Consider the following 25,441-nt stretch of genomic DNA (forward strand, 5'->3'; position numbering starts at 1 on the left):
TGATGCCGACCAGTCGGTATGTCGTCCAGTGAACTCCAGGAATCCGGTGCGTGGACTCCCTGTCGAGTGAGTCGGGGTCCTGCTGTTCAGTCGTATCCCTGAATGGGGAGGTGTGCGGTGATTCACGTGCCGCGGACGAGCATGTCGAGTACGCCACCCGGGGCGGCGCCTCGGAGTGCACCTGTCACGACCGTGCTCCGGACCGGGCGACGGATGTCCGGCCACGCCCGCGCACGCTCCTGCCGCTCCGCGCGGCGGCCACCGTCTGAGTTGCGGGCGGTCTGAGCAGCCCGGATGGTCGGATGATGAAGGCGATCAGCTACAGCAGGTACGGCGGGGCCGATGTCCTGGAGTACGGCGAGCGGCCCGACCCCAAGGTCGGCCCGGACACCGTTCTGGTGAAGGTGCGGGCCGCTGCCGTCAACCCGGTCGACTGGAAGGCGAGGGAGGGCCACCTCCAGTCCGGGCTGGAGGCCGTCTTTCCGGTGATCCCCGGATGGGATGTCTCCGGAGTCGTCGTGCAGCCCGGAATCGCCGTCGACGAGTTCGCCGTCGGCGACGAGGTCATCGGCTATGTGCGGGAGGACTTCCTGTCCCGCGGCACCTTCGCCGAGTACGTCGCCGCCCCCGTGCGCACGCTCGCCCGCAAGCCGCTGAGCCTGAGCTTCGAGGCCGCGGCGGGGCTGCCGCTGGTCGGCCTCACCGCGTACCAGGTGCTGCACCGCACACTGAGGATCCAGGACGGCGACACCGTGCTGGTCCACGCGGCCGCCGGCGGCGTGGGCTCACTGGCCGTCCAGCTCGCCCGGCATGCGGGCGCCCGCGTCATCGGCACCGCGAGCGAACGCAACCACGAGCACATCCGGCAGCTCGGCGGCGAACCGGTGGAGTACGGCGAAGGGCTCGCCGACCGGATCCGGGCCCTGGCCCCCGACGGGGTCGACGCCGCCTTCGACACCGTGGGCGGCGAGGCTCTCCGCGTCTCCGCGGACGTACTGAAACCTGAGGGCAGGCTGGCGTCCATCGCGGACGGCGAGGTCTTCTCGTACGGCGGGCGTTACGCCTTCGTACGGCCCGACGCGACGGATCTGACCCAGCTCGCGGGACTGGCCGAGCAAGGCATCGTCTCCGTCCATGTCGACCGGGTCTTCCCGCTGGAGCAGGCCGCCGACGCCCAGCGGCTCAACGAGGAGGGACGCACCCGCGGAAAGATCGTCGTCACTGTCCCCTGGGACAACTGAGCTGCGCGGAACGCCTCAGAAGATCATCGCCGCGGCGAACACCGCGAGCGCGATCGTGCACGCCGCCGCCGTCAGGGCGCCGCGCGGTGCCAGTGGCTGCGGCCGCGCGGTCCCCATCCCGAGCACCCGCCGGTGGGCCACCCGCAGAAACACAAGCCACGCCAGCACGCTCAGCGACACGGCGACGATCCCGGCCGGGGTCGCGCCGCCGTGCAGCGCCGCCTTCCCCGCCAGCACTGCCACCACCGTGCAGGACAGGGTGGTGCGCCGCCACGCCAGCCGGGTCCGCTCGGGTTGCAGTCCGGGGTCCCGCTCCCCGTCGGTCACCTGCCCTCCCAGCCGAAGAGGACCACCACCACCATCGCGACGGCGACGACGGCGACAGCGACACTGAGCAGCGTCGGGAACCGGGAGACCGGCAGGTCCTCGCCGCGCCGCATCGCCCGCTCGCACCGCACCCAGTGATTGACCGCCCGCAGGGAACAGAGCACACCGGCGGCGAGGAGTGCGAGCGCCAGCCCCGCCCTGACCCCCCAGGCCAGTTCCGGCAGGAACTGGTCGACGGCGAAACCGCCGCCGATGAGCGCAAGAGCCGTCCGGATCCAGGCGAGGAACGTGCGCTCGTTGGCGAGCGAGAAGCGGTAGTCGGGGGTGTCGCCCTCTTCACGGATCCGCTGCGGTGCAAACCACAGCTTCACGCTCTGTACGAACTCGTTCACGCCCGAACCCTATCGATCGTTTGGTCGCCGGCTGCCCGTCGGGGCCCGGCCTGCCCGGTACTCCTGCAACCGGTGGTACGTCTCCAGGCCGTCCGGCACCCACTCCCAGTCGTCGAGCCGCTCCGCCAGTTCGCCCTCGGTGAGGAACGTGTGCCAGGCGACCTCCTCCACCTGCGGATTCACCGGAAGCTCGCACTGCACCTGGTAGACGTACGACCACCAGGTGTGCTTTCCACCCGTGTAGAGGAACTTGAAGAGCGGTTCGGGGCGGGGGAGTCCGAAGACCCCGAGCTCCTCCTCGGCCTCCCGCAGCGCCGCCTCGTCGTAGGACTCGCCCGCGCCGACCACCCCGCCGACGAACATGTCGTAGCGCGAGGGGAAGACCAGCTTGGTCGCGGTCCTGCGGTGCACGAAGAGACGGCCCTCGGCGTCCCGGGCCTCGATGAAGACGCAGCGATGGCGCAGGCCCCGCGCGGTCGCCTCACCGCGCGGGGCCTGCCCCACGACCTCGTCGTTCTCGTCGACGATGTCCAGGATCTCGTCAGCAGCAGTCATGCCGCCCATACAACCTCAGACCGGAGTCCGGGACCCGGCCGGGGATCACTGACCCATGACGTACTTCACGGTCGGACCGGTGGTCCAGCCGCCGTCCACGGCGAGCTCGGCGCCGGTGATGTAGGAGGCGGCGTCCGAGAGCAGGAAGGTCACTGCCTGGGCGATCTCCGACGGCTCGCCGACCCGGCCCATCGGGGTGTTCGGGTAGTTGCCCTCACCCTGCTGGATGCCGACCGACGCGGTCATCGGCGTGTGGACCATGCCCGGGTGGACGGAGTTCACCCGCACCTTCGCCGTGCCCAGCTCCACCGCGCCGACCTTCGTGAGGCCGCGGACGCCCCACTTGGACGCGCCGTAACTGGAGGTCAGCGCGAGGCCCATCAGGCCGGCGGCCGAGGATATGTTGACGATCGAACCGCCACCGTTCTCCTTCATCACCGGGATGACGGTCTTCATGCCGATGAAGACGGCGGTCAGGTTGATGTCGATGACCTTGCGGAAGTGTTCGACCGTCTCGGTCTCCAGCGGCTGACCGGTCGACACGCCGGCGTTGTTGACCAGCCCGTCGATCCGGCCGAACTCGGCGAGGGCGAACTCGGCGACCCGCTGCCAGTCCTTCTCGGAGGTCACGTCGTGGTGCAGGAAGCGGGCGTCGGTGCCCAGCTCGGCGGCGGTCGCCGCGCCTTCTTCGTCGAGTACGTCGGTGATCACGACGCGGGCGCCGCCGGCGACGGCCCGACGGGCGGTCTCGGCGCCGAGGCCGCGGGCGCCGCCGGTGATGATGACGGTCTTGTCGCTGAGTCGGTGGAGGTCGGTCATGGTGATGTCCTTCATGCGGTACGGGGCACGGGTGCGTGCAGAAAAGCGGTCGTCGTCGCGACAAGATCGGCGCGGAACAGCTCCTCGCCGGTCAGCGGTTCGACGCCGTCGAGGTACTGGCGGGCGCGGTCGGCGAACGCCGCACCGATCAGGGTGAGCGCCAGATCGAGCCGCTCGAGCCGCAGGGGCCCGGGCAGCTCGGTCAGGCAGTCCGCCATGAGGCCGATGGCCCGCCCGTAGGCGGTGCCGTCCAGCGCGGGGTGCGGGGTGCCGGTGCGCAGCCCGGTCTCACGGCTGAGCTGGGCCGAGATCCGCAGGCAGCGACGGCCGCGGTCGTCGGCCAGCAGGCTCGACTCGGCGGTCACGAGAGCGGTGAGCAGCTCCCGTACGCCCGGTCCTTCGTCGCCTGTGCCGTCCGTGTTGTCGAGCGCGTCGAGGAGCGGTGCGATCACGCGTTCGGTACGGGCCTGCCGTCCGGCCATCACGGCGTCCAGAAGTCCCGCCCGGGAGCCGAAGTGGTACTGCACCGCGGAGGGGTTGCTCTGCCCGGCCAGCCGGACGATGTCCCGCAGCTGGGCGCCGTCGGTGCCCTGGGCGGCGAAGATCTCCTCGGCCGCGCGAATCAGTCGTTCCCGGGTCTCGGGCCCTGATGTTCTCGCCATGCCGAACACTGTAATGCTGGCCATTATTAATAACCAGGCGCACCGCCCCGACTGTGAGGGAACAGACGCGGAGCCGGTCGCCCGGCCGCCCGTCAGCGCGGCTGGAGGCTGCGCCTGCGGTGATGGTGGCCGCGCCCCTCCGGCATCGCCGGATGCAGCCCCAGCAGCAAGATCCCGACGACGATCGCCGTCAGACCCGCCGCCTGCCAGGCCAGCGCGGCCGCGTCGGTGCGCAGCTGGTCGCCGAGGAACCCGACCCCGCAGGCGATCCCGGCCAGCGGCTGGGCGGCGGTCAGCGCGGGCAGCGACGTCCGCAGCGGCCCCGTCTCGAAGGCGCTCTGCACCAGGATCAGGCCCGTCACACCCAGCACCACCACCGCGTACGGCTGCCAGCCCGTCACCAGGGCCGTCCATCCCCCGTCCGACAGTCGTTGTCCGCTCACTCGGGTCAGCGCGTCCTGGAGGCCGTACAGCAGTCCGGCCGCCACCGCGAGCAGAGCGGGGGCCGCTCCGTGCTGCGAGCGCTTCGCGAACGTGGTCAGCACCAGGGCGATGCCCACGACCACGCCGATCACCAGCCAGTGCCGCAGCTCGTTCGTGACCACCTGTCCACCCTGGGGCCGGCCTCCCAGCAGGAAGGCGGTGACCCCGCCGGCCAGCAGCCAGAGCCCCGCCCAGCCCTGTCGGCCCAGCCGCTGCCCGGTGCGATGGCGCGACAGAGCCATCGCGAAGAGCAGATTGGTCGCCAGCAGCGGCTCGACGACGGACACCTCGCCCTTGCCCAGGGCCAGCGCCCCCAGCACCATCCCACAGACCATCAGTCCGATCCCGGCCAGCCAGCTCGGCACCCGCATCAGGTCGAGCAGCAGCCGGGGGGAGAGGAAGTCGCTCCTCGGGGCGTGCTCGGCGGCGGCCTGCTGCAGGACAAAGCCGAATCCCAGGCAGCAGGCGGCGCTCACGGCGAGCACGAGGACCAGCACCGACACCGTTCTCTTCCTCAAGTCCGGCCAGGGGAGGGTGATTTGTTTCGACGATAGCGCCTCGGCGGCAGGGGTGCGGCCGGAGCGCCGCCGACCGGGCGGTTGACGCCGCACCGGCCGGTGCCCAAGATCTGACGCACGAGTAACTTCCGGCTCGCTCCGGCCCGCCCCGACAAGGATGGAACCCATGGCGTACGACGCTGATGTGATCGTGATCGGGGCAGGGCTCGCGGGTCTCGTGGCCACTGCCGAGCTCGTCGACGCGGGCCGCACGGTGATCCTGCTCGACCAGGAGCCCGAGCAGTCGATCGGTGGTCAGGCGCACTGGTCCTTCGGCGGTCTCTTCCTCGTCGACTCGCCCGAGCAGCGCCGCATGCGGATCAAGGACAGCCAGGAGCTGGCCCTTCAGGACTGGCTCGGCACGGCGGGGTTCGACCGCAAGGAGGACCACTGGCCACGGAAGTGGGCCGAGGCGTACGTCGATTTCGCTGCCGGGGAGAAGCGGTCCTGGCTGCATGCCCAGGGGCTGCGGATCTTCCCCGTCGTCGGCTGGGCCGAACGCGGCGGTTACGACGCGACCGGCCACGGCAACTCCGTACCCCGTTTCCACATCACGTGGGGCACCGGCCCCGGCGTCGTCGCTCCGTTCGAACGCCGGGTCCGCGAGGGCGTCGCCAAGGGGCTCGTCCGGCTGAGGTTCCGCCACCGGGTCACCGGTCTCGGCCGCACCGCGGGCGCCGTCGACACCGTGACCGGCGAAGTCCTCGAATCGAGCGGCGCCGAGCGCGGCACCGCGAGCAGCCGCGTGGCGACCGGCACCTTCGAGCTGAAGGCGCAGGCGGTGATCGTCACCTCCGGTGGCATCGGCGGCAACCACGACCTCGTCCGCGCCCAGTGGCCCGAGCGGCTCGGCACCCCGCCCGCGAAGATGCTCTCCGGGGTGCCCGCCCATGTCGACGGGCTGATGCTCGGGATCACCGAGGAGGCGGGTGCCCACCACATCAACCGTGACCGGATGTGGCACTACACGGAAGGCATCGAGAACTGGAACCCGATCTGGGCCGAGCACGGCATCCGGATCCTGCCGGGCCCCTCCTCGCTGTGGCTGGACGCCCGCGGCAGGCGTCTGCCGGTCCCGCTCTTCCCGGGCTTCGACACGCTCGGCACCCTCGAACACATCATGAAGTCCGGCCACGACTACACCTGGTTCGTTCTCGACCAGAAGATCATCGGGAAGGAGTTCGCGCTCTCCGGCTCCGAGCAGAACCCCGACCTGACCGGGAAATCGGTCCGTGACGTGATCGGCCGGGCGCGCGCCGACGTGCCGGGCCCGGTCAAGGCGTTCATGGACAACGGCGTGGACTTCGTCGTCGAGAAGGACCTCGACGCGCTGGTCCGCGGCATGAACGCCCTCACCGGCGAGCAGTTGATCGACGCGGACGCGCTGCGCCGCGAGATCGCCGCCCGGGACCGCGAGATCGCCAACCCGTTCACCAAGGATCTCCAGATCACGGCGGTCCGCGGGGCGCGCGCCTATCTGGGCGACAGGTTGATCCGTACGGCGGCGCCGCACCGCATCCTCGACCCGAAGGCCGGCCCGCTGATCGCCGTGCGGCTGAACATCCTCACCCGCAAGTCGCTCGGCGGACTGGAGACGGACCTCTCGTCGCGGGTGCTGACCGAGGACGGCACGCCGCTCGCCGGTGTGTACGCGGCGGGGGAGGCGGCCGGATTCGGCGGCGGAGGAGTGCACGGCTACCGCTCGCTCGAAGGGACGTTCCTCGGCGGCTGCATCTTCTCCGGGCGGGTGGCGGGCCGCGCCGCGGCCGAGGCGGTCGGCGTCTGAGGGCTGTCCCGTCATCCCCGGTGGTTCGGCGCGCGGCGTCGGATGCGGTGCATCGCAAGGCGGCGGAAGGGGCCCGAGCGAAGGGGGCCCCATGTCCTGACGGCGGTGGGGGAGTCGATGACCGACGCCGCCGCAGATGCGCGTGCCCGACCCCGCGAGCCCGGCACGATCCGAACGAGAGGCGGCCGCAGTCGCGTCACCCCCCGACGACGGGGTCGAGCAGCTCGACGACCCGGAACCGTTCGGCGACGATCAGTGTGTCGTCGTCGACCGTGAACTCCGGGTCGCCGAGCGCCTCCCGCATCTCCTCCCCGTGCCAGAACCGCTCATGGCCCGCGCGCCACTGCGCCACCGATGTGTCGCCCTCGCCCTCGTCGAGCACATGCTGGAGACCGACGTCACCGAGCCGCACGACCCGTACCTCCGTCACCTCGACGACCGCGATCTCCCGGCCGTCCGAATCGATCAGCGCCGACCGTTCGCCCACCGCGGGCAGTTCCTCCTGCTCCGCCGCGTACTCCGCGAGCAGTCCCGTCGTCGACACCTTCACGCCGGCGAGCACCGCGCCCACCAGCTGATCGCGCAGCGGCCCGGGAAAGGCGAGAAGGAACGGTTTGAGAGCTTCACGGTTCGACATGGCGCAAGTCTCACATGTCACGGCACCTCCCGAAGGAAAGGAGGGGAAAGTCCGGGGTCCGGCCAACCCATCTGGAAATGAGCGCAGTTGATCGCGATTCAGCTCTTGACGTGGAGCCCTGCCTGCCGCTTTGCTGTGGCGCGTTCGACATGTCTGTACCTGCCTCGTACATGTTTGCGCCAGGGCTCGTGCTGTGCTCGTACCCGCGCCGTAAAGGAAGCCAGCGGTGTCACCGCCCCCGCCTCCCCCGGGCCGCTCCCGAAGACGGGGCGGGCGCTCCGGCCGCCCCTTCGACACCGCACTCGACGACACCGAACTCATCGATGTACGAGGACAGATCACCCGGGGCCGGTGGACCAGGGCCCGCTCCCCGCTGGTCGCCACCGGCCACGACCGGGACCGCCGCGGCCACCCCTCCCGGTCGTGGCGCACGCCGAGCGTTACCGCGTCCCGGTGGCCGCCGGCGGCGAGTCCGACGACCCGGTGGGCTCCGGGCACTGCTCGGGGCGGCGGGCCCGGCAGGTGATGAAGGCCGCCTTCGACCGGTGGCTGGAGCGGGAGCGCGAGGGCCATCGTGCCGACCTCGACTTCCCGGCCCACGCGAAGGTGTGCGAGGGCCGGTCCGCGGAGGCCGCCGCCCTCTTCCGGCGCATCGGCCACCATGCCACGCCCGCCCGCGCCCCGGTCGTCATCCGGCCGGGACCCGTACCGGACCTTTCCGCACGGCACGCGGCGCCGCACCCGGAACCCCGTGACCACCCATCGCCGCCGCGCCACCCCCCGTTGTGCACCTCACCGCATTTCTTCTCAACGAAGGGACCACCCCCGCCATGTCGACGGGCAGTTCAAGAACGAGCGAGACCGGCACCACCGGCGGCATCAGCACCTGCACGGGTGAGGAACGGGCCCTGCGCGCGGACCGGCTCGGCACCCCGGGACTGCTTCTCTCGGTCCTCGCCGCCAGCGCACCCCTGATGGTCGTCGCCGGGGTGATGCCCACCGTCTTCGGCGTGATGGGCATCGTCGGCCAGCCGCTGCTGTACGTCATCCTCGGCATCGTCCTCATGCTGTTCAGCGTCGGTTACGCGGAGATGAGCCGGCACGTCCACAACGCCGGTGCCTTCTACGCGTACATCGCCCGAGGACTCGGCCCGACCGCGGGCGCCGGTGCGTCACTCGTCGCGCTCGTCGCGTACAGCGCCATGCAGGTCGGCATCTACGGCATCCTCGGTTTCGAGGTCTCCGGCCTGTTCTCCACCTACCTGGAGATCGACCTCGCCTGGTGGATCCCGGCAGTCGTCGCCGTCGTGATCGTCGGTGTGCTCGGCTGGCTGAAGATCGACCTCAACGCCAAGGTGCTCGGTGTGCTGCTGGTCGTCGAGTGCGCCCTCGTCGTGATCTTCGACATCGCCGCCGTCTCCAAGCCGGGACCGGAGGGCCTGTCGCTGCACGCCTTCAACCCCGACACCCTCGCCGGTGCCGGACTCGGCACCGCGCTCTGCTTCTGCATCGCCGCGTTCGTCGGGTTCGAGCAGGCGCCGGTGTACGCAGAGGAGACCAGCCGCCCGCAGATCGTCGTCTCCCGGGTGATGTTCCTCGCCGTCGGCTACGCCGCCCTGTTCCTCGCGATCAGCTCCTGGGCACTGACCGTCGCCGCGGGCCCCGGCTTCATCGCCGACACCTCGCTGAAGGAGGGCCCCGGGATGCTGTTCGGTCTCACCGAGGACCGGCTCGGCACCACCTTCACCGACGTGCTGCACGTCCTCTTCGTCACCGGCATGTTCGCGGCGCTGCTCAGCTTCCACAACGTTGTCGCCCGGTACGCGTTCGCGATGGGCCGTGAGAACCTGCTGCCCGCCGCGTTCGGCCGGACCAACAGGTCCAGCGGTGCCCCGGCCACCGGCTCGCTGCTCCAGTCCGGCGTCTCCCTGGCCATCGTGCTGGCCTTCGCGTTCACGGACGACAAGCCGGCCGGCGACCCGACCGCCCCGGTGCTGCACCTGTTCACCTGGATGGGCAACGTCGGCGCGCTCGGCGTCATCGTGCTGATGGCCGCCGCCTCCTTCGCCGTGATCGCCTTCTTCGTCAAGCGCGGCGCAGGCCGGGCGCAGTTGTGGCGGCTGATCGCCTCCGGCCTGGCCGGTGTGGCGCTGGTGGCCATCGCGGTCTTCACGGTCCGGGACTTCGACGTTCTCGTCGGATCCGGTCCCGGCTCGGTGCTCAACTGGCTGTTGCCCGGAGTCGTCGTCGCCTCGCTCGTCATCGGCCTGGTGTACGGGGCGGTGCTGCGCTCGACGAAGCCGGCGGTGCACGCCAGGATCGGCCTGGGCAACGAGGCGTTCCAGCCGGAGAAGGCGGCGGGGAGCGGTGCGGCCCACCGCTGAGGCCCGTCGCCTTACCGAAGTGTGACGGACACCCGCGGCCCCTGGTGACATGCGGCCGCGGGTGCTCGAATGGGCTGGTGAACAGTCGACCTCCCGATGCCGCAGGCACACCCGTGGGCCGTCGCCTGGTCCTGACCATGCTGGGGCTCGGCGCCGCCGGAGTCGTGGCGGCGCCCGCCCTGCAGCGTGTCCTGGAGTCCGGGCTCGGCGCGGTCGCCGACAAGGACCCCACCGGCCTGAGCGGACTGCTGCCCAACGGCGGCGGATTCCGCTACTACTCCGTCGCCTCCTCGGTACCGAGGAAGAGCGCCACGGACTACCGGCTGACGGTCGACGGCCTGATCGACCGGCCCGCCACGTACACCCTCGACCGGCTCCGTGCCCTGCCGCAGACGCGGCTGGTCCGCGACGTCCAGTGCGTCACCGGCTGGCGCGTCCCCGAGACCCCGTTCGAGGGCGTACGGCTCTCCACGCTGCTGGACGCGGCCGGGGTCCGGCCCGGGGCGAAGGCGGTCCGTTTCACCTGCTTCGACGGCACGTACAGCGAGAGTCTCACCCTCGACCAGGCCCGGCGCCCCGACGTGCTGGTCGCCCTGCGCATGCAGGACAGGCCGGTGGCCCACTCCCACGGCGGCCCGGTCCGCCTCTACGTGGCCCCGATGTACTTCTACAAGTCGGCGAAATGGCTCTCCGGGATCACCGTCACCGACTCCGTGAAACCCGGTTACTGGGAGGAGCTCGGCTATGACGTCGACGCCTGGGTCGGGCGGTCCAACGGCCGCGACGATGCCCCCACCGGCTGACCCCACCGGGCGGGTGCACCGCTTCAGCAGGGCGGAGCGCCGGGTGCACCGCACCACGGCCTGGCTGATGCTGCCGTGCGTGGCTACCGCCGCCTGCCTGTACCTGCCCCAGCTCGCCGAGCTCGTCGGCCGCCGCCGTCTCGTAGTCACCGTGCACCAGTGGTCCGGGCTGCTGATCCCCGTACCGCTGCTCGCCGGTCTCGTCTCCCGGGCGCTGCGCGCCGACCTGTCCCGGCTCAACCGGTTCGGGCCGCACGACCGCCAGTGGCTGCGGGCGGTGCGCCGCCGTGACCGGAGGCCCGGGTCCCGGCCCGCCGGTAAGTTCAACGCGGGGCAGAAGCTGTACGCCGCCTGGATCGCGGGCGCCGTGCTCGTCATGACCGGCACCGGACTGCTGATGTGGTTCACCGGCCTGGCCCCGCTGGTGTGGCGGACCGGCGCCACGTTCGTCCACGACTGGCTCGCGCTGGCCATCGGGATCGTGCTGGCCGGGCACATGGCGATGGCGCTCGCCGACCCGGAGGCACGCCGAGGCATGCGCACCGGGTCGGTCGAGCGCCATTGGGCGCGGGCCGAACACCCGCTGTGGGGGGAGTTCGCCGAGAGGCCGGAAGGGCGGTCCGGCGAGTCGCGGGACGACTCGCCGGACCTGCGTTAGAGGACCAGCGACAGCAGCAGGATGAAGGCGAGCGAGACCACGGAGATGATGGTCTCCATCACCGACCAGGTCTTCACCGTCTGGCCGACGCTCATCCCGAAGTACTCCTTCACCAGCCAGAAACCGGCGTCGTTGACGTGGCTGAAGAAGAGCGAGCCCGCACCGACGGCGAGGACCAGCAGCGCGGCGTGCGACGTCGACATGTCGGCGGCGAGCGGGGCGACCAGACCGGCCGCCGAGATCGTGGCCACGGTCGCCGAGCCGGTCGCGAGCCGGATCGCGACGGCGATCAGCCAGCCCAGCAGCAGCGCCGGGATCGACCAGTCCTTGGAGAAGTCCAGGATCATCTGGCCCACACCGGCATCGATGAGGGTCTGCTTGAAGCCACCGCCCGCACCGACGATCAGCAGCACGCCCGCGATCGGGGCGAGGGACTTCTCGACGGTGGTGGAGAGCCGGCCCTTGCTGAAACCGGCTGCCCGGCCCAGCGTGAACATCCCGACGATGACGGCCGCGAGGAGCGCGATCAGCGGCGAGCCGATGACATCGGTGACCTGCTGGACGTGGTTCTCCGGGTCGTCCACGACGATGTCGACGAGGGCCTTGGCCAGCATCAGCACGACGGGCAGCAGGATGGTCGCCAGCGTGGCGCCGAAGCTGGGGCGACGCTCCAGGTCCTCCGACGGACGCTGCGGGATCATCTTCTCGGGCGCCTTGATGTCCACCCAGCGGGCGGCGTAGCGGGAGAAGACGGGGCCCGCGATGATCACGGTCGGTATGGCGACCAGGACACCGAGCGCCAGCGTGACACCGAGGTTGGCGCCGAGGGCGTCGATCGCCACCAGCGGGCCGGGGTGCGGCGGGATCAGCCCGTGCATCACGGAGAGACCGGCCAGCGCCGGGATACCGATCCGCATCAGGGAGTAGTTGCCGCGCTTGGCGACGAGCAGCACGACCGGGATCAGCAGCACGATGCCGACCTCGAAGAACAGCGGCAGACCGATGATCGAGGCGATGAGGACCATCGCCCACGGCATGGCGCGCCCACTCGCCTTCGCGAGAATCGTGTCGACGATCTGGTCCGCGCCGCCGGAGTCGGCGAGCAGCTTGCCCAGGATGGCGCCGAGCGCGATCAGGACACCTACGCCTGCGACGGTCGAGCCGAGACCGGTGGTGAAGCTGGCGATCGTCTTGGCGGGCGCGGCACCGGCGAAGGAGCCGAGGGCCAGCGAGCCGATGGTCAGCGCGAGGAACGCGTGCAACTTGAACTTGGTGATCAGCAGCACGATGACGGCGATGCCGGCCAGGACGGCAATGCCCAACTGCGCGTTGCCTGCCGAAGTGATCGGTTCGACGGCGTCCGCTGCCAACATCTCGACGTTGAGACTGGTCACGGTGGGGATCCTTAGTCTTCGAGCCGACGCAGCGCGGCGACGGCTCGCTGGGTGATTTCTTCGGGGGTGCCGGACACATCGACGGAGACGCCGGCCTCGTCCTCCTGCAGCGGCTGCAGGGTGGCGAACTGCGAGTCGAGCAGCGCGGTCGGCATGAAGTGGCCCTTGCGGTCCGCCATGCGCTCCTCGATGAGGGCCCGGTCGCCGGTCAGGTGGAGGAAGACGGCACCGGGGGCCTCGGCGCGCAGCCGGTCGCGGTAGACCCGCTTGAGCGCCGAGCTGCTGACGACCCCGCCGAGTCCGTCCCGGCTGTGCGCCCACTGCCCGATCGCATCGAGCCAGGGCCACCGGTCGGCGTCGTCCAGCGGCGTGCCGGCCGACATCTTGGCGATGTTCGCCGCGGGATGGAAGTCGTCGCCCTCGGCGTAGGGAACGCCGAGTTCGGCGGCGAGCAGGGGACCGATCGTCGTCTTGCCGGTCCCTGCTACGCCCATCACCACGACTACGTGGGGGGTGCTCATTGGTGGTGCCTCGCTGTCTCCGTCGATGTCGTCCTCGACACCGGTCCGTCGCGCTACTGAAACCCATACGTAGGACTTATTCAAGATGTTGTGATTTAAAAGTCATACTTTTTGTTCGCGGTACGCGCCCCGTAGGCTTTGCCCATGACCACACAGGGCCCTGGGCTCCATACACACGTGCTGGACACCCTGGGTCTGGAGATCGCCGCGGGGGACTGCCCGCCGGGCCGGGTGCTGCGCACCGACGAGCTGGCCCAGCGCTTCGACGTCTCGCGCACGGTCGTGCGCGAAGTGGTCCGCGTCCTCGAATCCATGCACCTGGTCGAGTCCCGGCGCCGGGTCGGCGTGACCGTACAGCCGACCGAGGCATGGAACGTCTACGATCCGCAGGTCATCCGGTGGCGACTGGCCGGCGCCGACCGGCCGCGCCAGCTGCGTTCCCTGACCGTCCTGCGCTCGGCGATCGAACCGGTCGCGGCCGGACTCGCCGCCCGGCACGCCACGCCGGAACAGTGCGCCGCCCTCACCGAATGCGCCCTCGGCATGGTCGCGACCTCACGCGGCCAGCAGCTGGAGGGATACCTGGAGCACGACATCGCGTTCCACCGGATCGTGCTCAACGCCTCCGGCAACGAGATGTTCGCGCGGCTCGGGGACGTCGTCGCCGAGGTACTGGCGGGACGCACCCACCACCAGGTGATGTTCGAGGACCCGGACCCGGCGGCGGTCACGCTCCACGTACGTCTCGCGGAAGCGGTGCGGGAGGGCGACGTGGCGGATGCGGAGCGGCTGACGAAGGAGATCGCGGTGGGCGCCCTGCACGAACTGGACGTGCTCGCCCCCTGAGACCGCGGGGCGCGCGCCGCACGGGGACCCGCCCCGGGACCCGAGTGCCGGGGCCGGATGCGGAGGGCAGGGCCCGCCCGCGACGGCTCGCTCACCGCCCGAGTCGTCGGCGCCCTCCGGTGGGACCGCGAGCGCGGGGCCCAGCCCCGAACTCGTCGCCGCCCGGAAGCAGTTGACCTTCCAGTGGTTCCGGGCCGGCTCGGTGATCGTCCACCCCGACGACATCGCCCGGTTCCGGGGGTCCGGCACCACGACACGGAGGCCTGACCCGACGGCAGGCGGCCCCGCGGAACCTTTGGTGGGGCCGCCCTCCCGTGCGCCACCGTGCCGCCGCTGCCGGGACACCCAGGCACCGCGTACGGTTGTTCGTGTTCGATCTTCGGATGTCGGTCGAACGTCACAGGGACCGTCACGAAAAGGGAGCCCACGGTATGGCGCAGCAGGTGCAAGGGGTCATCGCACCGGGAAAGAACGAGCCGGTACGGGTCGAGACGATCGTGATCCCGGACCCCGGTCCCGGTGAGGCCGTGGTGAAGATCCAGACGTGCGGCGTCTGCCACACCGACCTGCACTACAAGCAGGGCGGCATCAACGACGACTTCCCGTTCCTGCTCGGCCACGAGGCCGCGGGAATCGTGGAGTCCGTCGGTGAGGGGGTCACGGACGTCGAGCCCGGCGACTTCGTCGTCCTCAACTGGCGTGCGGTCTGCGGGCAGTGCCGGGCGTGTCGGCGCGGCCGCCCCTGGTACTGCTTCGACACGCACAACGCCAAGCAGAAGATGACGCTGCTGGACGGCACCGAACTGTCGCCCGCGCTCGGTATCGGAGCGTTCGCGGAGAAGACCCTGGTCGCCGCGGGCCAGTGCACCAAGGTCGACCCCGAGGTCTCCCCGGCCGCCGCCGGGCTGCTCGGCTGCGGCGTCATGGCGGGCATCGGGGCCGCGATCAACACCGGCGAGGTCGGCCGTGGCGACTCGGTCGCCGTCATCGGCTGCGGCGGTGTCGGCGACGCGGCCGTCATGGGCGCCCGGCTGGCCGGCGCCGCGAGGATCATCGCGGTGGACATCGACGACCGCAAGCTGGAGACGGCGAAGAAGATGGGTGCCACGCACACCGTCAACTCCCGCACCACCGACCCGGTCGAGGCGATCCGCGCCCTGACCGGCGGCAACGGCGCCGATGTCGTCATCGAGGCGGTCGGCCGCCCGGAGACGTACAAGCAGGCGTTCTACGCCCGCGACCTCGCCGGCACGGTCGTCCTGGTCGGCGTCCCCACCCCGGAGATGCAGCTCGAACTGCCGCTGATCGACGTGTTCGGCCGCGGCGGCTCGCTCAAGTCGTCCTGGTACGGCGACTGCCTGCCCTCGCGCGACTTCCCGATGCTCATCGACCTTCACCAGCAGGGCCGGATCGACCTCGGTGCGTTCGTCACGGAGACCATCGGGCTCGGCGACGTCGAGCAGGCCTTCACCCGGATGCACGAAGGCGACGTGCTGCGCTCGGTGGTGGTGTTCTGATGACGGCCCGCATCGACCACCTCGTCACCTCCGGCACCTTCGCCCTCGACGGCGGCGAGTGGGACGTCGACAACAACGTCTGGATCATCGGCGACGACACCGAGGCGATCGTCATCGACGCCGCCCATGATCCGGTCGCCATCGAGGACGCGCTCGGCGGCCGCACGCTGCGCGCCATCGTCTGCACGCACGCCCACAACGATCACATCGACGCGGCCCCGGCCCTCGCCGACGCCACGGGTGCGCCGATCCTGCTGCACCCCGACGACCTGCCGCTGTGGAAGCAGACCCACCCGGACCGCACGCCGGACGCCGAACTGGCGGAGGGCCAGGAGCTGCAGATCGCCGGGACCACGCTCCAGGTCCTGCACACACCCGGTCATGCCCCGGGCGCGGTGTGCCTGTACGCCCCCGAGCTGTCCACCGTCTTCACCGGGGACACGCTCTTCCAGGGCGGGCCCGGCGCCACCGGACGGTCGTTCTCGCACTTCCCGACGATCGTCGCGTCGATCAGGGACCGGCTGCTCGCACTGCCGGCGGACACCACCGTCCGTACCGGACACGGCGACTCCACCACGATCGGCGCCGAGGCGCCGCACCTCGACGAGTGGATCGCCCGCGGGCACTGACGTCAGGGGATCACCGGTCCGGCCACGCGGAGAGCCGCAGACCGCTCTCGAAGCGGCGCGGCCCGCCCGTGACCGGATCGGTGAACTCCAGCACCCGGGCAAGGAGCTGCAGCGGACGCGTCCAGTCGTCCGCCGCCCCTTCCGGTTCGACCACCGGATAGACCGGATCATGGACGAGCGGCAGACCCAGACTGTTCATATGAACCCGGAGCTGGTGGGTGCGCCCGGTGGCCGGCAGCAACCGGTAGCGGCCCAGCCCGGCCCGGTGCTCCAGCAGCTCGATCCGGCTCTCGCTGTTCGCCTCGCCCGGTTCCTCCCGGGCCGCGATCACCCCGCGCTCCTTGACGATCCGGCTGCGTACGGTGCGCGGGAAGGCAAGTCCCGGGTCGTAGGGTGCCACCGCCTCGTACTCCTTGCGCACCCGCTTGTCGCGGAACAGCGTCTGGTACGCGCCCCGTTCCTCGGGCCGTACGACGAAGAGCACCAGGCCCGCCGTCAGCCGGTCCAGCCGGTGCGCGGGCTGCAACGTCGGCAGAGCGAGCTCGCGGCGGAGCCGGGCCACCGCTGTTTCGGTGATGTGCCGGCCGCGCGGTGTCGTGGCGAGGAAGTGCGGCTTGTCGGCGACGACGAGATGCGCGTCGCGGTACACGACACCGACGGGGAACGGCACCGGCTCCTCCGGCGCGAAGTCCCGGTGGAACCAGAGATACCGGCCCGCCGTGTACGGCTCGTCGGGCGCCACGGGCCCCTGCACCGAGACGAACCTGCCCTCGGCGAGCATGGTGTCCACCCGGTCCGCTCCGATCGCGCCTCCGAACCGCGCCAGCAGATGGTCACGGACCGTTGCCCACTCCCCGCCCGGATCCTCGGGGAGCCGCACCCGCACCGGATCGATCCCGTCCCGCTGCGGCAGGGGCGCCGACGGAGGCTTCGCCCGGCCCCTCATCGGGAGGTCCCGCCCGGTGCGTCGGCGCCCGGGGCGCGGCAGTTGCTGACGGTGCTGGTGGTCATGGTGCCGGTCATCCTGTCACAGCGTCGGCGCAGCTCACCGGCGGTGTCGGACCGATGACGGCGTCACCTTCCCGGGGCCGCACCCGATGCGTTCGGCCCCCGCGGCGAGATGGCCGGGCAGCAGCGGACGGGTGATCCCGGCGCTTCGGATCGGTACGCAGCGAGAGCTCGACGACGAAGACCACCCGACCGGTCCGGCACATCGTCCGGCGGCCACCGGACCGGGAACCAGCCGTACCTCACCCCACGGGCGAGAACACGAACGAGAACTCCGTAGCCGCTGCGTCGAGGCGGTACTCCGGCAGCACGCCCGGCCCGCACGACTGCGACCCGATGCCCTGCAGCGCGTGATCCAGGTGGACCCAGACGGTCTCCCCGGCCACCAGATCCGGCCCGTGCCCCGCAGTGTCCAGCTGCTCGCTCGTCCACCGTCGTGCGGAGAACCAGAACGGCGCGCCGCCCTCGGCCCGCACCCCGGCACCGTCGCCGTCCGTCAGCTCCGCCCAGCGGACGTCGGCCCGGGCGCCGTTCTCCTGCGGCCGGACGTACGGGGTCTGCATCGCGTCGACGGACATCTCCCACCGCCCGAGCATCGAGGCGGCCCGGGTGTCCGGGTACGCCTCACCGGGCCCGCCGCCGAACCATCGAGCCCCGCCGTACGCGGCAGGGAGCCCGAACCGGATCCCCAGCCGGGGCAGCGGCACCCGCCACTCGCCCTCGGGCGCCACGGACACGGTGAGCCCGAGCCGTTCCCCGTCGGCGGTCCACCGGTACTCCGTACGCAGCCCCGTATCCACCCCGGCGGGCGCCACCCATGTCCGTACGGTCAGCGAGTCCTCGCCCACCTCCACGGCGTCGATCCGGTGGCGCATCCGGTGCAGCCCCAACTCCCGCCACCGCAGCCCGTACCGTTCGTCCGGCTGCCAGGCCGCACCGTTGTCGTTGTCGGTGGGCGCCCGCCACACATCGAGCCGCAGCGCCTGAACCGGCACGTCCCCGAGCCGGACCAACGCCCCGGTCGCCGCATCGAAGACGCCGCCCCCGAGGACGATCCCCCCGTCGGCCGCCGCCGGTCGCGATCCCACCGCGGCCGCAGCCGGAACCACCGCCCCGACGGCCGGCTGCCCCCAAGCCACCACATGCCCGCGCCCGGCCCACGCGGCGTCCTCGGCGAGCACCGCCCGCACGGTCCACACGCCCTCGCCGCCCCCGGGGAGTGCCACCTCCGCCTGGGCTCCGGGCGCCAGGCCGGGCACGGTGAGCGGGCCCGATGCGCGGAGTTCCCCGTCCACCTCGTGCGACCAGACGAACTCCAGGTGGCCGAGGTCCGCGAAGTCGTACCCGTTGACGATCCGGACGGTTCCCGTCGATGTCCCGGCCTCGATCCGTACCGGTTCGACGACCTTCTTGTACTCGATCAGCCCGGGGGAGGGCGTGCGGTCGGGGAAGAGCAGTCCGTCGCAGACGAAGTTGCCGTCGTGCAGCTCCTCGCCGAAGTCCCCGCCGTAGGCGAAGCCGTGCTCGGGGTGGGCGATTCCGTGGTCGATCCACTCCCAGACGAACCCGCCCTGGCAGCGCTCGTACTGCTCGAAGAGCCGCTGGTACTCGCTCAGTCCGCCGGGACCGTTGCCCATCGCGTGCCCGTACTCGCACATGATGAACGGCATCGCGCGCCGCCGGGCGTCCAGCGCCGGGTCGCTCCACGGGTCCTCGGCCCGCTTCCCGATCAGCTCGACCTCGGCGTGCGTCGGATACATCCGCGAGTACAGGTCGACGTCCTTGCAGGAGAGATCGCCCTCGTAGTGCACCAGGCGCTCCGGATCCCGGTCCTTGACCCACTCGGCCATCGCCGTGAGCCCGCGCCCCGACCCGCACTCGTTGCCGAGAGACCAGATGATCACCGAGGCGTGGTTCTTGTCGCGCTCCACCATGCGCGCGGCCCGGTCGAGCAGTGCCGGGGTCCACCGTTCGTCGTCGACCGGGTTGCTGCGCCACTCCAGGTCGACAAAGCCATGTGTCTCCAGATCGCACTCGTCGATCACCCAGAGCCCGAGCTCGTCGCAGAGATCCAGGAACGCCGGGTGGGGCGGGTAGTGGCTCGTCCGTACGGCATTGATGTTGTGCCGCTTCATCAGGACCAGATCGCGCCGCATCGTGTGCGCGTCCACGGTCCGCCCGGTCTCCGGGTGGAACTCGTGCCGGTTCACGCCGCGGAAGAGCACCCGCCGGCCGTTGACCTTGACGACCCCGTCCTCGACGGCGACGGTACGGAATCCGATCCGCAGCGGTATCCGCTCACCGGCCGTCACCAGCTCACCGTCGTAGAGCCGGGGCGTCTCGGCGGTCCACGGTTCGACCGGCACGGTCACCGCCTCGTCCGTTGCGACATCGACCCCCAGTCCGGGCACGAGGACCCGCCCGTCGGCGCCGTCGCACTCCACCCGCAGCGTCCCGGTCCCGGCGCGGTGGTCGTAGCCGGCGTGCACGAAGAAGTCCCGGGGCGCGCCGTCCGGCCGGTGCAGCAGCGTGACGTCCCGGAAGATCCCCGGCAGCCACCACTGGTCCTGGTCCTCCAGATAGCTTCCGGAGGACCACTGGTGCACCCGTACGGCCAGTACGTTGCCCTCGGCCCGCACGAGCCCGCCGACCGCGAACTCGTGCGGCAGTCGGGACCCCTTGAAATCCCCCAGCTCCTCGCCGTTGAGCCAGACCCGGGCGGCGGACTCCACCCCGTCGAACCGCAGCACGCACTCGCCGCCCTCCGGCCACCCGGCCGGCAGATCGAAGGTCAGCAGGTGGTCCCCGGTCGGATTCTCGGTCGGCACCAGCGGCGGATCGACCGGGAAGGGGTAGACGACATTCGTGTACGCGGGAGCTCCGCCGGCTCCCTGCAGCACCCAGTGTCCGGGCACCGCGACGGTTCCCCAACCGGACGCGTCGAACCCGGACTGCGCGAACGAGGCGTCCTCGGCGGAAGCGGTCGGCGAGAGCCGGAACCGCCAATCCCCGTTCAACGACATCCGCCCGGCGTCCGACCTCGCGTACCAGGACCGGGGCGGCAGCCCGCCCGATCCGGGGGACACGTCCGTGTACCAGGGAAGGGGGTGCGTATGCGTACGGCTCATGATTCTCCCTGCTCGGCGACGCCCGGCTCGCTGAAGGACGTTAGTCAGGGATGAACCGTTTCAACAAGGGGGCGGAGGAGTCGGCGCCGGATGACTTCGGCGACCGAGTCCCTGCGGGGGCACAGGGGCTCCTGCGCGGCGTACCGGCGCCGGTCCCCGGTCCCGGTGGACCTGCGCCGGCAGCCGTGCGGAACCCGCCGAAACACATTCGGCCCATCGGCGCCGTGGCCGGCTTGACGCGGTGACGACCGGCCAACACAGTCGAGATGCGATCCGATCGACGTCCCCACCACGACCCGTGCCCGCGCGGTCCGGCCGCCGGCCGTCGGCAGACACTACGGGAAGGCAGCGATGGCCGAGAACCGGAGCGAGACGCGGTCTGTGCCGCCCGGCGGGCCCGAGCCCCCTGGCCTCGGAAAGCCGTACGGACACGGGCCCCAGGGCGGGACCGGCCATGCGGTCGGCAGCGATGGTCGTTGACCTCGTCCTCATCGGCACGGCCATCACGCTCGGGCCCATTCACAACAGCGCCTTCATCCTGCTGCTCTCCGCCGACGGAGGCGTACGCAAGGGGCTGGCGTTCATCCTGTCGTGGCTCGGCAGCCTCGTGCTGGTGATCGCTGCTGTGATCCTTCTGACGGGCGGCACGCCCCCGGCGCGCCAGAGTGTTCCGTCGACGGCGGCGCTCGCGGCCAAGCTGGCCCTGGGCGTGGGGCTCGTCGCGTACGGCGAACACAAGCGGCGCAGTCCGCCTCGCCCCCGTCGCTCACCCAAGTGGATGGCGGGACTGGACCGCGCGTCCGGATGGGCGGCGGCCGGACTGGCTGTCCTGCTGCAGCCCTGGGCCATGGTCGGTGCCGGAGCCGCCACGGCGGTGAGAGCGGATCTCTCCTCGGTGGCGTCCACGCTGGCCCTCACGGGGTTCTGTGTGCTGGCCACGTCCAGCCTGCTGGCGATGGAGCTGTACACCACCTTTTCGCCCGTTTCGGCAGGGGCGAAGCTACGAGGGTTGCTCAGCTGGATCGACAGCCATCAGGACCAGGCGATCGTGTCGCTGTCACTTCTGCTGGGGCTGTGGCTGGTCACCAACAGCATCTACCAGCTCGTCGAGTGAGGGCGGCGGGCCCGGGCCGACCGCCGCCCCCCACCGTGCGGGCCGGAGCGCCGGGACCGGTCGCGGCGTCACTGGCCCGGTCGTGTGAGATTCCCTTCCCACCGCGAGCGTCCCGCGCGCCGGTCCGGCCCGCCCGCCGCGTTCGGTGATCCACTCCTTTGGAGGTGTGGCGCGAAGCGGCTCACTTTCCGATTCCGCCCCCCCTCTGCTCCCGAGAGACCGGCGCGGCGGCACCGCGTCGCCCTTCCTCCAAGCGACTGCCGGGCCCTCGACGGCCCGCCCGGCGGCGTTGTCTGCCGACCGACGGGCCGCACGGAGTGCCGAAGGAGAAGTCGTGATGGCAGCAAGTACCGGTGAGGCGCGGGGCGCCATGTACGCGCGACTCGTGGCGGGGCAGAAAGCGTTGGTGACCGGGGCGAATTCGGGCATCGGCAAGGCGACCGCGATCGCGCTCGGCCGGGCCGGCGCGGACGTCGTCGTCAACTACGTGGCCGGCGCGGACGAGGCCGAGAAGGTCGTGGACGAGATCAAGGGCTTCGGGGTCCGCGCCTACGCCCACCAGGCCGACGTTTCGCAGGAGGACCAGGTCGTCGACATGGTCGCCCGCATGGTCGAGGAGCTCGGCACCATCGACATCATGGTGGCCAACGCAGGCCTCCAACGGGATGCGTCGACGGTGGACATGACGCTCGCCCAGTGGCAGAAGGTCATCGACGTCAATCTCACCGGCCAGTTCCTCTGCGCGCGTGAGGCCGCCAAGGAGTTCGTGCGGCGCGGTGTCGTCCCGGAGGTCTCCCGGGCGGCCGGGAAGATCATTTGCATGAGCTCGGTCCACCAGATCGTCCCCTGGGCGGGCCATGTCAACTACGCCTCCTCCAAGGGCGGCGTGGGCATGCTGATGCAGACCCTCGCCCAGGAGCTGGCACCGCAGCGGATCCGGGTGAACGCCATCGCACCCGGCGCCATCCGCACCCCCATCAACAAGGACGCCTGGAGCACCCCGGAGGCGGAGGCCGACCTCCTGCGGCTGATCCCGTACCGGCGGGTCGGAGATCCGGACGACATCGCCAACGCTGTCGTCGCGGTGGCGTCCGACCTCCTCGACTACGTCGTGGGCGCCACGCTCTACGTCGACGGGGGGATGACGCTCTTCCCCGGCTTCGCCACCGGGGGCTGATCCCGCGGTGGCACGCCGGGCAGCGTCCCGGCGGGGCCTCGCCGGTCCGTGCTGCCGCCCGGGGATACGGAGGGCACGGGGCGCCGTACATCCGTGCGCTGCCCGGCACTCGGCGACCGCATGGCAGGAGAGACAGCCGGCGTTGCCGTGCGCGTACATCCGCGGAGTGCCGACCCCGGCCGGTCCCCATGCCGCCTCCTGCCGCAGCCACGGGCCGCCGCCGGAATCCGGGCGGATCGCGACCGCTCCGCCATGCCCCGGCCCTGGCCGCGCCGGTGCCACCGCAGCGCGGGCGGCCCGCATCCGTACCCCGTCCCGTCCGACACCCCGGGCGCGAATCATCGTCGTGTACGTGGCCATCTTCGCCGCCTTCCTCGCGGTGCTGCTGAAGATGCGGACCCGATGGCGCATCGCCGACGCGGGCGCGCCCCCCGCTGCCGTGTCCCAGGCCCCGGAAGCGGACACTCCGTACGGTCCTCGGGGGCAACGCCTGTCCACGGCGGCCGGCGCCGCTCCCGGTGAAGGCAACGACCGGACTCCTGGCGGTGCGTCGTGATGCCGGAGGTCATCGCCTGGGTTCTGGTACTCGCCGTGGCCGCCTACGCGTGCGCCGGAGGCACCGACTACGGAGCCGGATTCTGGGACCTGCTCGCCGGGGGAGCGGAACGCGGCGAACGCCCCCGCCGGCTCATCGACCATGCCATGGGGCCCGTCTGGGAAGTCAACAACGTCTGGCTGATCTTTGTCCTCGTCGTCATGTGGACCGGGTTTCCCACCCTGTTCCAAGCGGTCTTCGGGGCCCTGTGGCTGCCGCTGGCCCTCGCCGCCGTCGGCCTCGTGCTGCGCGGAGCGGGCTTCGCCCTGCGCAAACCCGTTCGTCGGCTCGCCCAGCGGCGTGTCTACGGAGCGGTGTTCGCCCTCTCCTCGCTCGTCACCCCCTTCTTCCTCGGGGCGGTTCTCGGTGGCATCGCATCCGGCCGGGTCGCGGTCGGCACCACCGCCTCGGCCGATGCCTGGGCCAACCCCACCTCCGTCATCGCCGGTCTGCTCGCCGTGGCCGCCGCCGCGTTCCTCGGCGCCGTGTACCTCTGGATGGACACGCACGGCGAGCTGGAATCCCAGACCGACGCCGATACGCAGGCCGGCCGGGCACCCGGCAACACCCTGTAGGTCCGCCGCCGTACGTCAGCGGAGCCGTTCGACGATGTGGTCGCCGACCCGCAGGGCGTTGGCGATGGCGGTCAGGGACGGATTCACCGCGCCGATGCTCGGGAAGAAGCTGGTGTCGACGACGTACAGGTTGTCCAGGTCATGGGCCCTGCAGTTGATGTCGAGGGCGGAGCTCTGCGGGTCCGTGCCGAAACGGATCGTGCCGGCCTGGTGTGCTGTGGCCCCGATCGGCATGCCCTTGTGGAGGTAGAGGCTGTGGTCCAGCAGGTGGTGCGGATGCATCCCCAGATGCCCGAGCATGGTCTGCAGTTCGTGCCGGAGCTTCATCAGCCCCGTCATGTTGTTCTTCTCGTCGATCGACAGGTGCACCCTTCCGTCGCCGTCCAGCGTGACGCGGCTGTCCGGCAGCGGCAGGTCCTCCCCGCACAGCCAGAAGTCGACGGCGTGATGCGCGAGCACCTCGAACGGCATGTCGGGCGAGACCTTCCCGGCCCAGCGCGGCGCCTCGCCGCGGATCTGTTCGGCGTCGGACTTCCCGAGCATCTGGATGCCGCCCAGCGGATAGTCGAACTCCTTCGATCCGAAGTACCAGTCGTTGAGCGCCAGAGTCTTCTGGAAACGGGTCGGGTTCGGTTCCTTCGAGACCGCCATCAGTGCCAGGTTGTTGTGCCGCATGTAGTGGCGTCCCACCACGTCCGAGCTGTTGCCGAGGCCGTTCGGATGCCGGTCGTTCGCGGACCGGAACAGCAGCGCGGCGGAGTTCACCGCTCCGCAGGCGACGACCACGATGTCGGCCGCGAAGGCTGCCGTCGAACCGTCGTCGAGCTCCGCGACCACCTTGGTGACCGTGCGCCCGGTCGGGTCCGTCTCCAGCCGGCGGACATCGGCTCCGGTGATCATGCGTACGTTGTCGTGCCGGAGCGCGGGGTCGACACAGATCACCTGGGAGTCGGACTTGCCGTTCACCAGGCAGGGGAAGCCGTCGACCCGGTTGCAGCGGATGCAGACGCTGTCGTGGGTGGCGTTGCCGTCGTCGTCCTGGGTGAGGTCGACCCCGATCGGCAGGTGGAAGGGGTGCAGTCCCTGCTTCTCCAGGTCGTCGCTGAGCTGCTGGATCCGCGGCTCGTGCCGGACCGGCGGGTGACGGTACTGGGCACTGGCCGGCCCCTCGGTCGGGTCCTCGCCGTGCATGCCGTGCACCAGGTAGAGGTGCTCGGCCTCGGTGTAGTACGGCTCCATGTCCTCGTAACGGATGGGCCAGGCGGGGGAGATGCCGTCGTGGTGCCGAAGCTCACCGAAGTCCTCGGGCCGCAGGCGGAACAGCGCCGCGCCGTAGAACTTGGTGTTGCCCCCGACGTAGTAGTTCACCTCAGGGGTGAACTCACGGCCGTGCCTGTCGTACCAGGTCTCGGACGCAAGATACCTGGCCTTCACGAACACCGCGGTCGAGTCCCAGTTGTCGATCTCCCGGGGCAGATAGCCGCCCCGCTCCAGGATCAGGACACGTCTGCCCGAGGGGGCGAGCCGGTGGGCGAGTGTGCCGCCGCCCGCGCCGGTACCGATGATGATGACGTCGTACGTCTCGTCGTCCGCCATGAGAGCTCCCGTTCTCGAAGTGACGCACGTGCTGTCA

General features: G+C 70.9%; 24 protein-coding genes. 12 read left to right on the top strand and 12 right to left on the bottom strand.

The genetic code is table 11. The features are described from left to right. The first annotated feature begins 305 nt into the window (after positions 1 to 305). Positions 306 to 1,241: an NADP-dependent oxidoreductase gene (locus ACFU6I_RS03345; RefSeq protein ID WP_384360916.1), complete on the top strand. Its 936-nt coding sequence runs from the start codon at positions 306 to 308 to the stop codon at positions 1,239 to 1,241. A gap of 15 nt (positions 1,242 to 1,256) precedes the next feature. Here the strand turns inward: ACFU6I_RS03345 and ACFU6I_RS03350 are convergent, their stop codons facing one another. The 6 genes from ACFU6I_RS03350 to ACFU6I_RS03375 form a co-directional block, all read right to left on the bottom strand. Beyond that, positions 1,257 to 1,568 (bottom strand): DUF202 domain-containing protein, encoded by a 312-nt coding sequence (locus tag ACFU6I_RS03350; RefSeq protein WP_384360829.1) that lies wholly within the window; start codon positions 1,566 to 1,568, stop codon positions 1,257 to 1,259. Continuing rightward, a complete protein-coding gene (locus ACFU6I_RS03355; RefSeq protein WP_327247249.1) occupies positions 1,565 to 1,960 on the bottom strand; it encodes a DUF202 domain-containing protein in 396 nt (131 codons plus the stop codon). The genes ACFU6I_RS03350 and ACFU6I_RS03355 overlap by 4 nt, the downstream gene beginning before the upstream one ends. A gap of 9 nt (positions 1,961 to 1,969) precedes the next feature. Beyond that, entirely contained in the window at positions 1,970 to 2,515 is a 546-nt protein-coding gene (locus ACFU6I_RS03360) for an NUDIX domain-containing protein (RefSeq protein ID WP_384360832.1), read from the bottom strand. 45 nt (positions 2,516 to 2,560) lie between these two features. Beyond that, the gene (locus ACFU6I_RS03365) at positions 2,561 to 3,334 is read right to left on the bottom strand and encodes an SDR family oxidoreductase (RefSeq protein WP_384360835.1); all 774 of its coding nucleotides are present in this window, start codon (positions 3,332 to 3,334) and stop codon (positions 2,561 to 2,563) included. A gap of 11 nt (positions 3,335 to 3,345) precedes the next feature. Further along, positions 3,346 to 3,996 carry a TetR/AcrR family transcriptional regulator gene (locus tag ACFU6I_RS03370; protein ID WP_384360837.1) on the bottom strand — a complete coding sequence of 217 codons (651 nt, stop codon included), beginning with the start codon at positions 3,994 to 3,996 and terminating at the stop codon, positions 3,346 to 3,348. 92 nt (positions 3,997 to 4,088) lie between these two features. Beyond that, the gene (locus ACFU6I_RS03375; protein WP_384360839.1) at positions 4,089 to 4,982 is read right to left on the bottom strand and encodes a DMT family transporter; all 894 of its coding nucleotides are present in this window, start codon (positions 4,980 to 4,982) and stop codon (positions 4,089 to 4,091) included. Positions 4,983 to 5,163: 181 nt separating this feature from the next. Between ACFU6I_RS03375 and ACFU6I_RS03380 the strand changes: the two genes are divergently transcribed. After that, on the top strand, positions 5,164 to 6,822 hold the full coding sequence (locus ACFU6I_RS03380; RefSeq protein ID WP_384360842.1) for an FAD-binding dehydrogenase: 1,659 nt from the start codon (positions 5,164 to 5,166) through the stop codon (positions 6,820 to 6,822). 196 nt (positions 6,823 to 7,018) lie between these two features. On the opposite strand, the gene ACFU6I_RS03385 is transcribed toward ACFU6I_RS03380, so the two are convergent. Next, positions 7,019 to 7,459 (bottom strand): ASCH domain-containing protein, encoded by a 441-nt coding sequence (locus tag ACFU6I_RS03385; RefSeq protein WP_384360844.1) that lies wholly within the window; start codon positions 7,457 to 7,459, stop codon positions 7,019 to 7,021. Between the two features lie 830 nt (positions 7,460 to 8,289). Here ACFU6I_RS03385 and ACFU6I_RS03390 point away from each other — a divergent pair. From ACFU6I_RS03390 to ACFU6I_RS03400, 3 genes are all read left to right on the top strand, one after another. After that, a complete protein-coding gene (locus ACFU6I_RS03390) occupies positions 8,290 to 9,843 on the top strand; it encodes an APC family permease (RefSeq protein WP_384360847.1) in 1,554 nt (517 codons plus the stop codon). A 137-nt stretch (positions 9,844 to 9,980) separates the two neighbouring features. After that, positions 9,981 to 10,646, top strand: a complete 666-nt coding sequence (locus ACFU6I_RS03395; protein ID WP_384360918.1) for a molybdopterin-dependent oxidoreductase — start codon at positions 9,981 to 9,983, stop codon at positions 10,644 to 10,646. Then, positions 10,630 to 11,304 carry a cytochrome b/b6 domain-containing protein gene (locus ACFU6I_RS03400; RefSeq protein ID WP_384360850.1) on the top strand — a complete coding sequence of 225 codons (675 nt, stop codon included), beginning with the start codon at positions 10,630 to 10,632 and terminating at the stop codon, positions 11,302 to 11,304. The genes ACFU6I_RS03395 and ACFU6I_RS03400 overlap by 17 nt, the downstream gene beginning before the upstream one ends. Here ACFU6I_RS03400 and ACFU6I_RS03405 read toward each other — a convergent pair. Further along, positions 11,301 to 12,698: a GntP family permease gene (locus tag ACFU6I_RS03405; protein WP_384360852.1), complete on the bottom strand. Its 1,398-nt coding sequence runs from the start codon at positions 12,696 to 12,698 to the stop codon at positions 11,301 to 11,303. The two genes, ACFU6I_RS03400 and ACFU6I_RS03405, sit on opposite strands and share 4 nt — an antisense overlap. Before the next feature lie 11 nt (positions 12,699 to 12,709). Then, positions 12,710 to 13,219, bottom strand: a complete 510-nt coding sequence (locus ACFU6I_RS03410; RefSeq protein WP_384360855.1) for a gluconokinase — start codon at positions 13,217 to 13,219, stop codon at positions 12,710 to 12,712. Between the two features lie 144 nt (positions 13,220 to 13,363). Here ACFU6I_RS03410 and ACFU6I_RS03415 point away from each other — a divergent pair, with 144 nt between their 5' ends. From ACFU6I_RS03415 to ACFU6I_RS03425, 3 genes are all read left to right on the top strand, one after another. Further along, positions 13,364 to 14,065, top strand: a complete 702-nt coding sequence (locus ACFU6I_RS03415) for a FadR/GntR family transcriptional regulator (RefSeq protein ID WP_266987535.1) — start codon at positions 13,364 to 13,366, stop codon at positions 14,063 to 14,065. A 431-nt stretch (positions 14,066 to 14,496) separates the two neighbouring features. Continuing rightward, complete coding sequence (locus ACFU6I_RS03420) at positions 14,497 to 15,582, top strand: S-(hydroxymethyl)mycothiol dehydrogenase (RefSeq protein ID WP_345513516.1); 1,086 nt, start codon at positions 14,497 to 14,499, stop codon at positions 15,580 to 15,582. Further along, complete coding sequence (locus ACFU6I_RS03425; RefSeq protein WP_266987539.1) at positions 15,582 to 16,211, top strand: MBL fold metallo-hydrolase; 630 nt, start codon at positions 15,582 to 15,584, stop codon at positions 16,209 to 16,211. Before ACFU6I_RS03420 ends, ACFU6I_RS03425 begins: the two co-directional genes overlap by 1 nt. Positions 16,212 to 16,221: 10 nt before the next feature. Here the strand turns inward: ACFU6I_RS03425 and ACFU6I_RS03430 are convergent, their stop codons facing one another. Next, positions 16,222 to 17,157 carry a pseudouridine synthase gene (locus ACFU6I_RS03430; protein ID WP_384360857.1) on the bottom strand — a complete coding sequence of 312 codons (936 nt, stop codon included), beginning with the start codon at positions 17,155 to 17,157 and terminating at the stop codon, positions 16,222 to 16,224. Positions 17,158 to 17,461: 304 nt separating this feature from the next. Beyond that, entirely contained in the window at positions 17,462 to 20,347 is a 2,886-nt protein-coding gene (locus ACFU6I_RS03435) for a glycoside hydrolase family 2 TIM barrel-domain containing protein (protein WP_384360859.1), read from the bottom strand. A 469-nt stretch (positions 20,348 to 20,816) separates the two neighbouring features. On the opposite strand from ACFU6I_RS03435, the gene ACFU6I_RS03440 reads away from it, so the two are divergent. The 4 genes from ACFU6I_RS03440 (at position 20,817) to ACFU6I_RS03455 (ending at position 23,808) form a co-directional block, all read left to right on the top strand. Further along, the gene (locus ACFU6I_RS03440; RefSeq protein ID WP_384360861.1) at positions 20,817 to 21,461 is read left to right on the top strand and encodes a GAP family protein; all 645 of its coding nucleotides are present in this window, start codon (positions 20,817 to 20,819) and stop codon (positions 21,459 to 21,461) included. Between the two features lie 337 nt (positions 21,462 to 21,798). Beyond that, on the top strand, positions 21,799 to 22,638 hold the full coding sequence (locus tag ACFU6I_RS03445) for an SDR family oxidoreductase (protein WP_384360863.1): 840 nt from the start codon (positions 21,799 to 21,801) through the stop codon (positions 22,636 to 22,638). Between the two features lie 352 nt (positions 22,639 to 22,990). After that, entirely contained in the window at positions 22,991 to 23,194 is a 204-nt protein-coding gene (locus ACFU6I_RS03450; protein WP_384360866.1) for a hypothetical protein, read from the top strand. Then, complete coding sequence (locus ACFU6I_RS03455; protein WP_384360869.1) at positions 23,194 to 23,808, top strand: cytochrome d ubiquinol oxidase subunit II; 615 nt, start codon at positions 23,194 to 23,196, stop codon at positions 23,806 to 23,808. Before ACFU6I_RS03450 ends, ACFU6I_RS03455 begins: the two co-directional genes overlap by 1 nt. Before the next feature lie 15 nt (positions 23,809 to 23,823). Here the strand turns inward: ACFU6I_RS03455 and ACFU6I_RS03460 are convergent, their stop codons facing one another. After that, positions 23,824 to 25,404: a GMC oxidoreductase gene (locus ACFU6I_RS03460; protein ID WP_384360871.1), complete on the bottom strand. Its 1,581-nt coding sequence runs from the start codon at positions 25,402 to 25,404 to the stop codon at positions 23,824 to 23,826. Positions 25,405 to 25,441: the final 37 nt, after the last annotated feature.

Origin of the sequence: Streptomyces sp. NPDC057486 (assembly GCF_042802415.1) — a bacterium.
GTDB lineage: Bacteria > Actinomycetota > Actinomycetes > Streptomycetales > Streptomycetaceae > Streptomyces > Streptomyces yanii.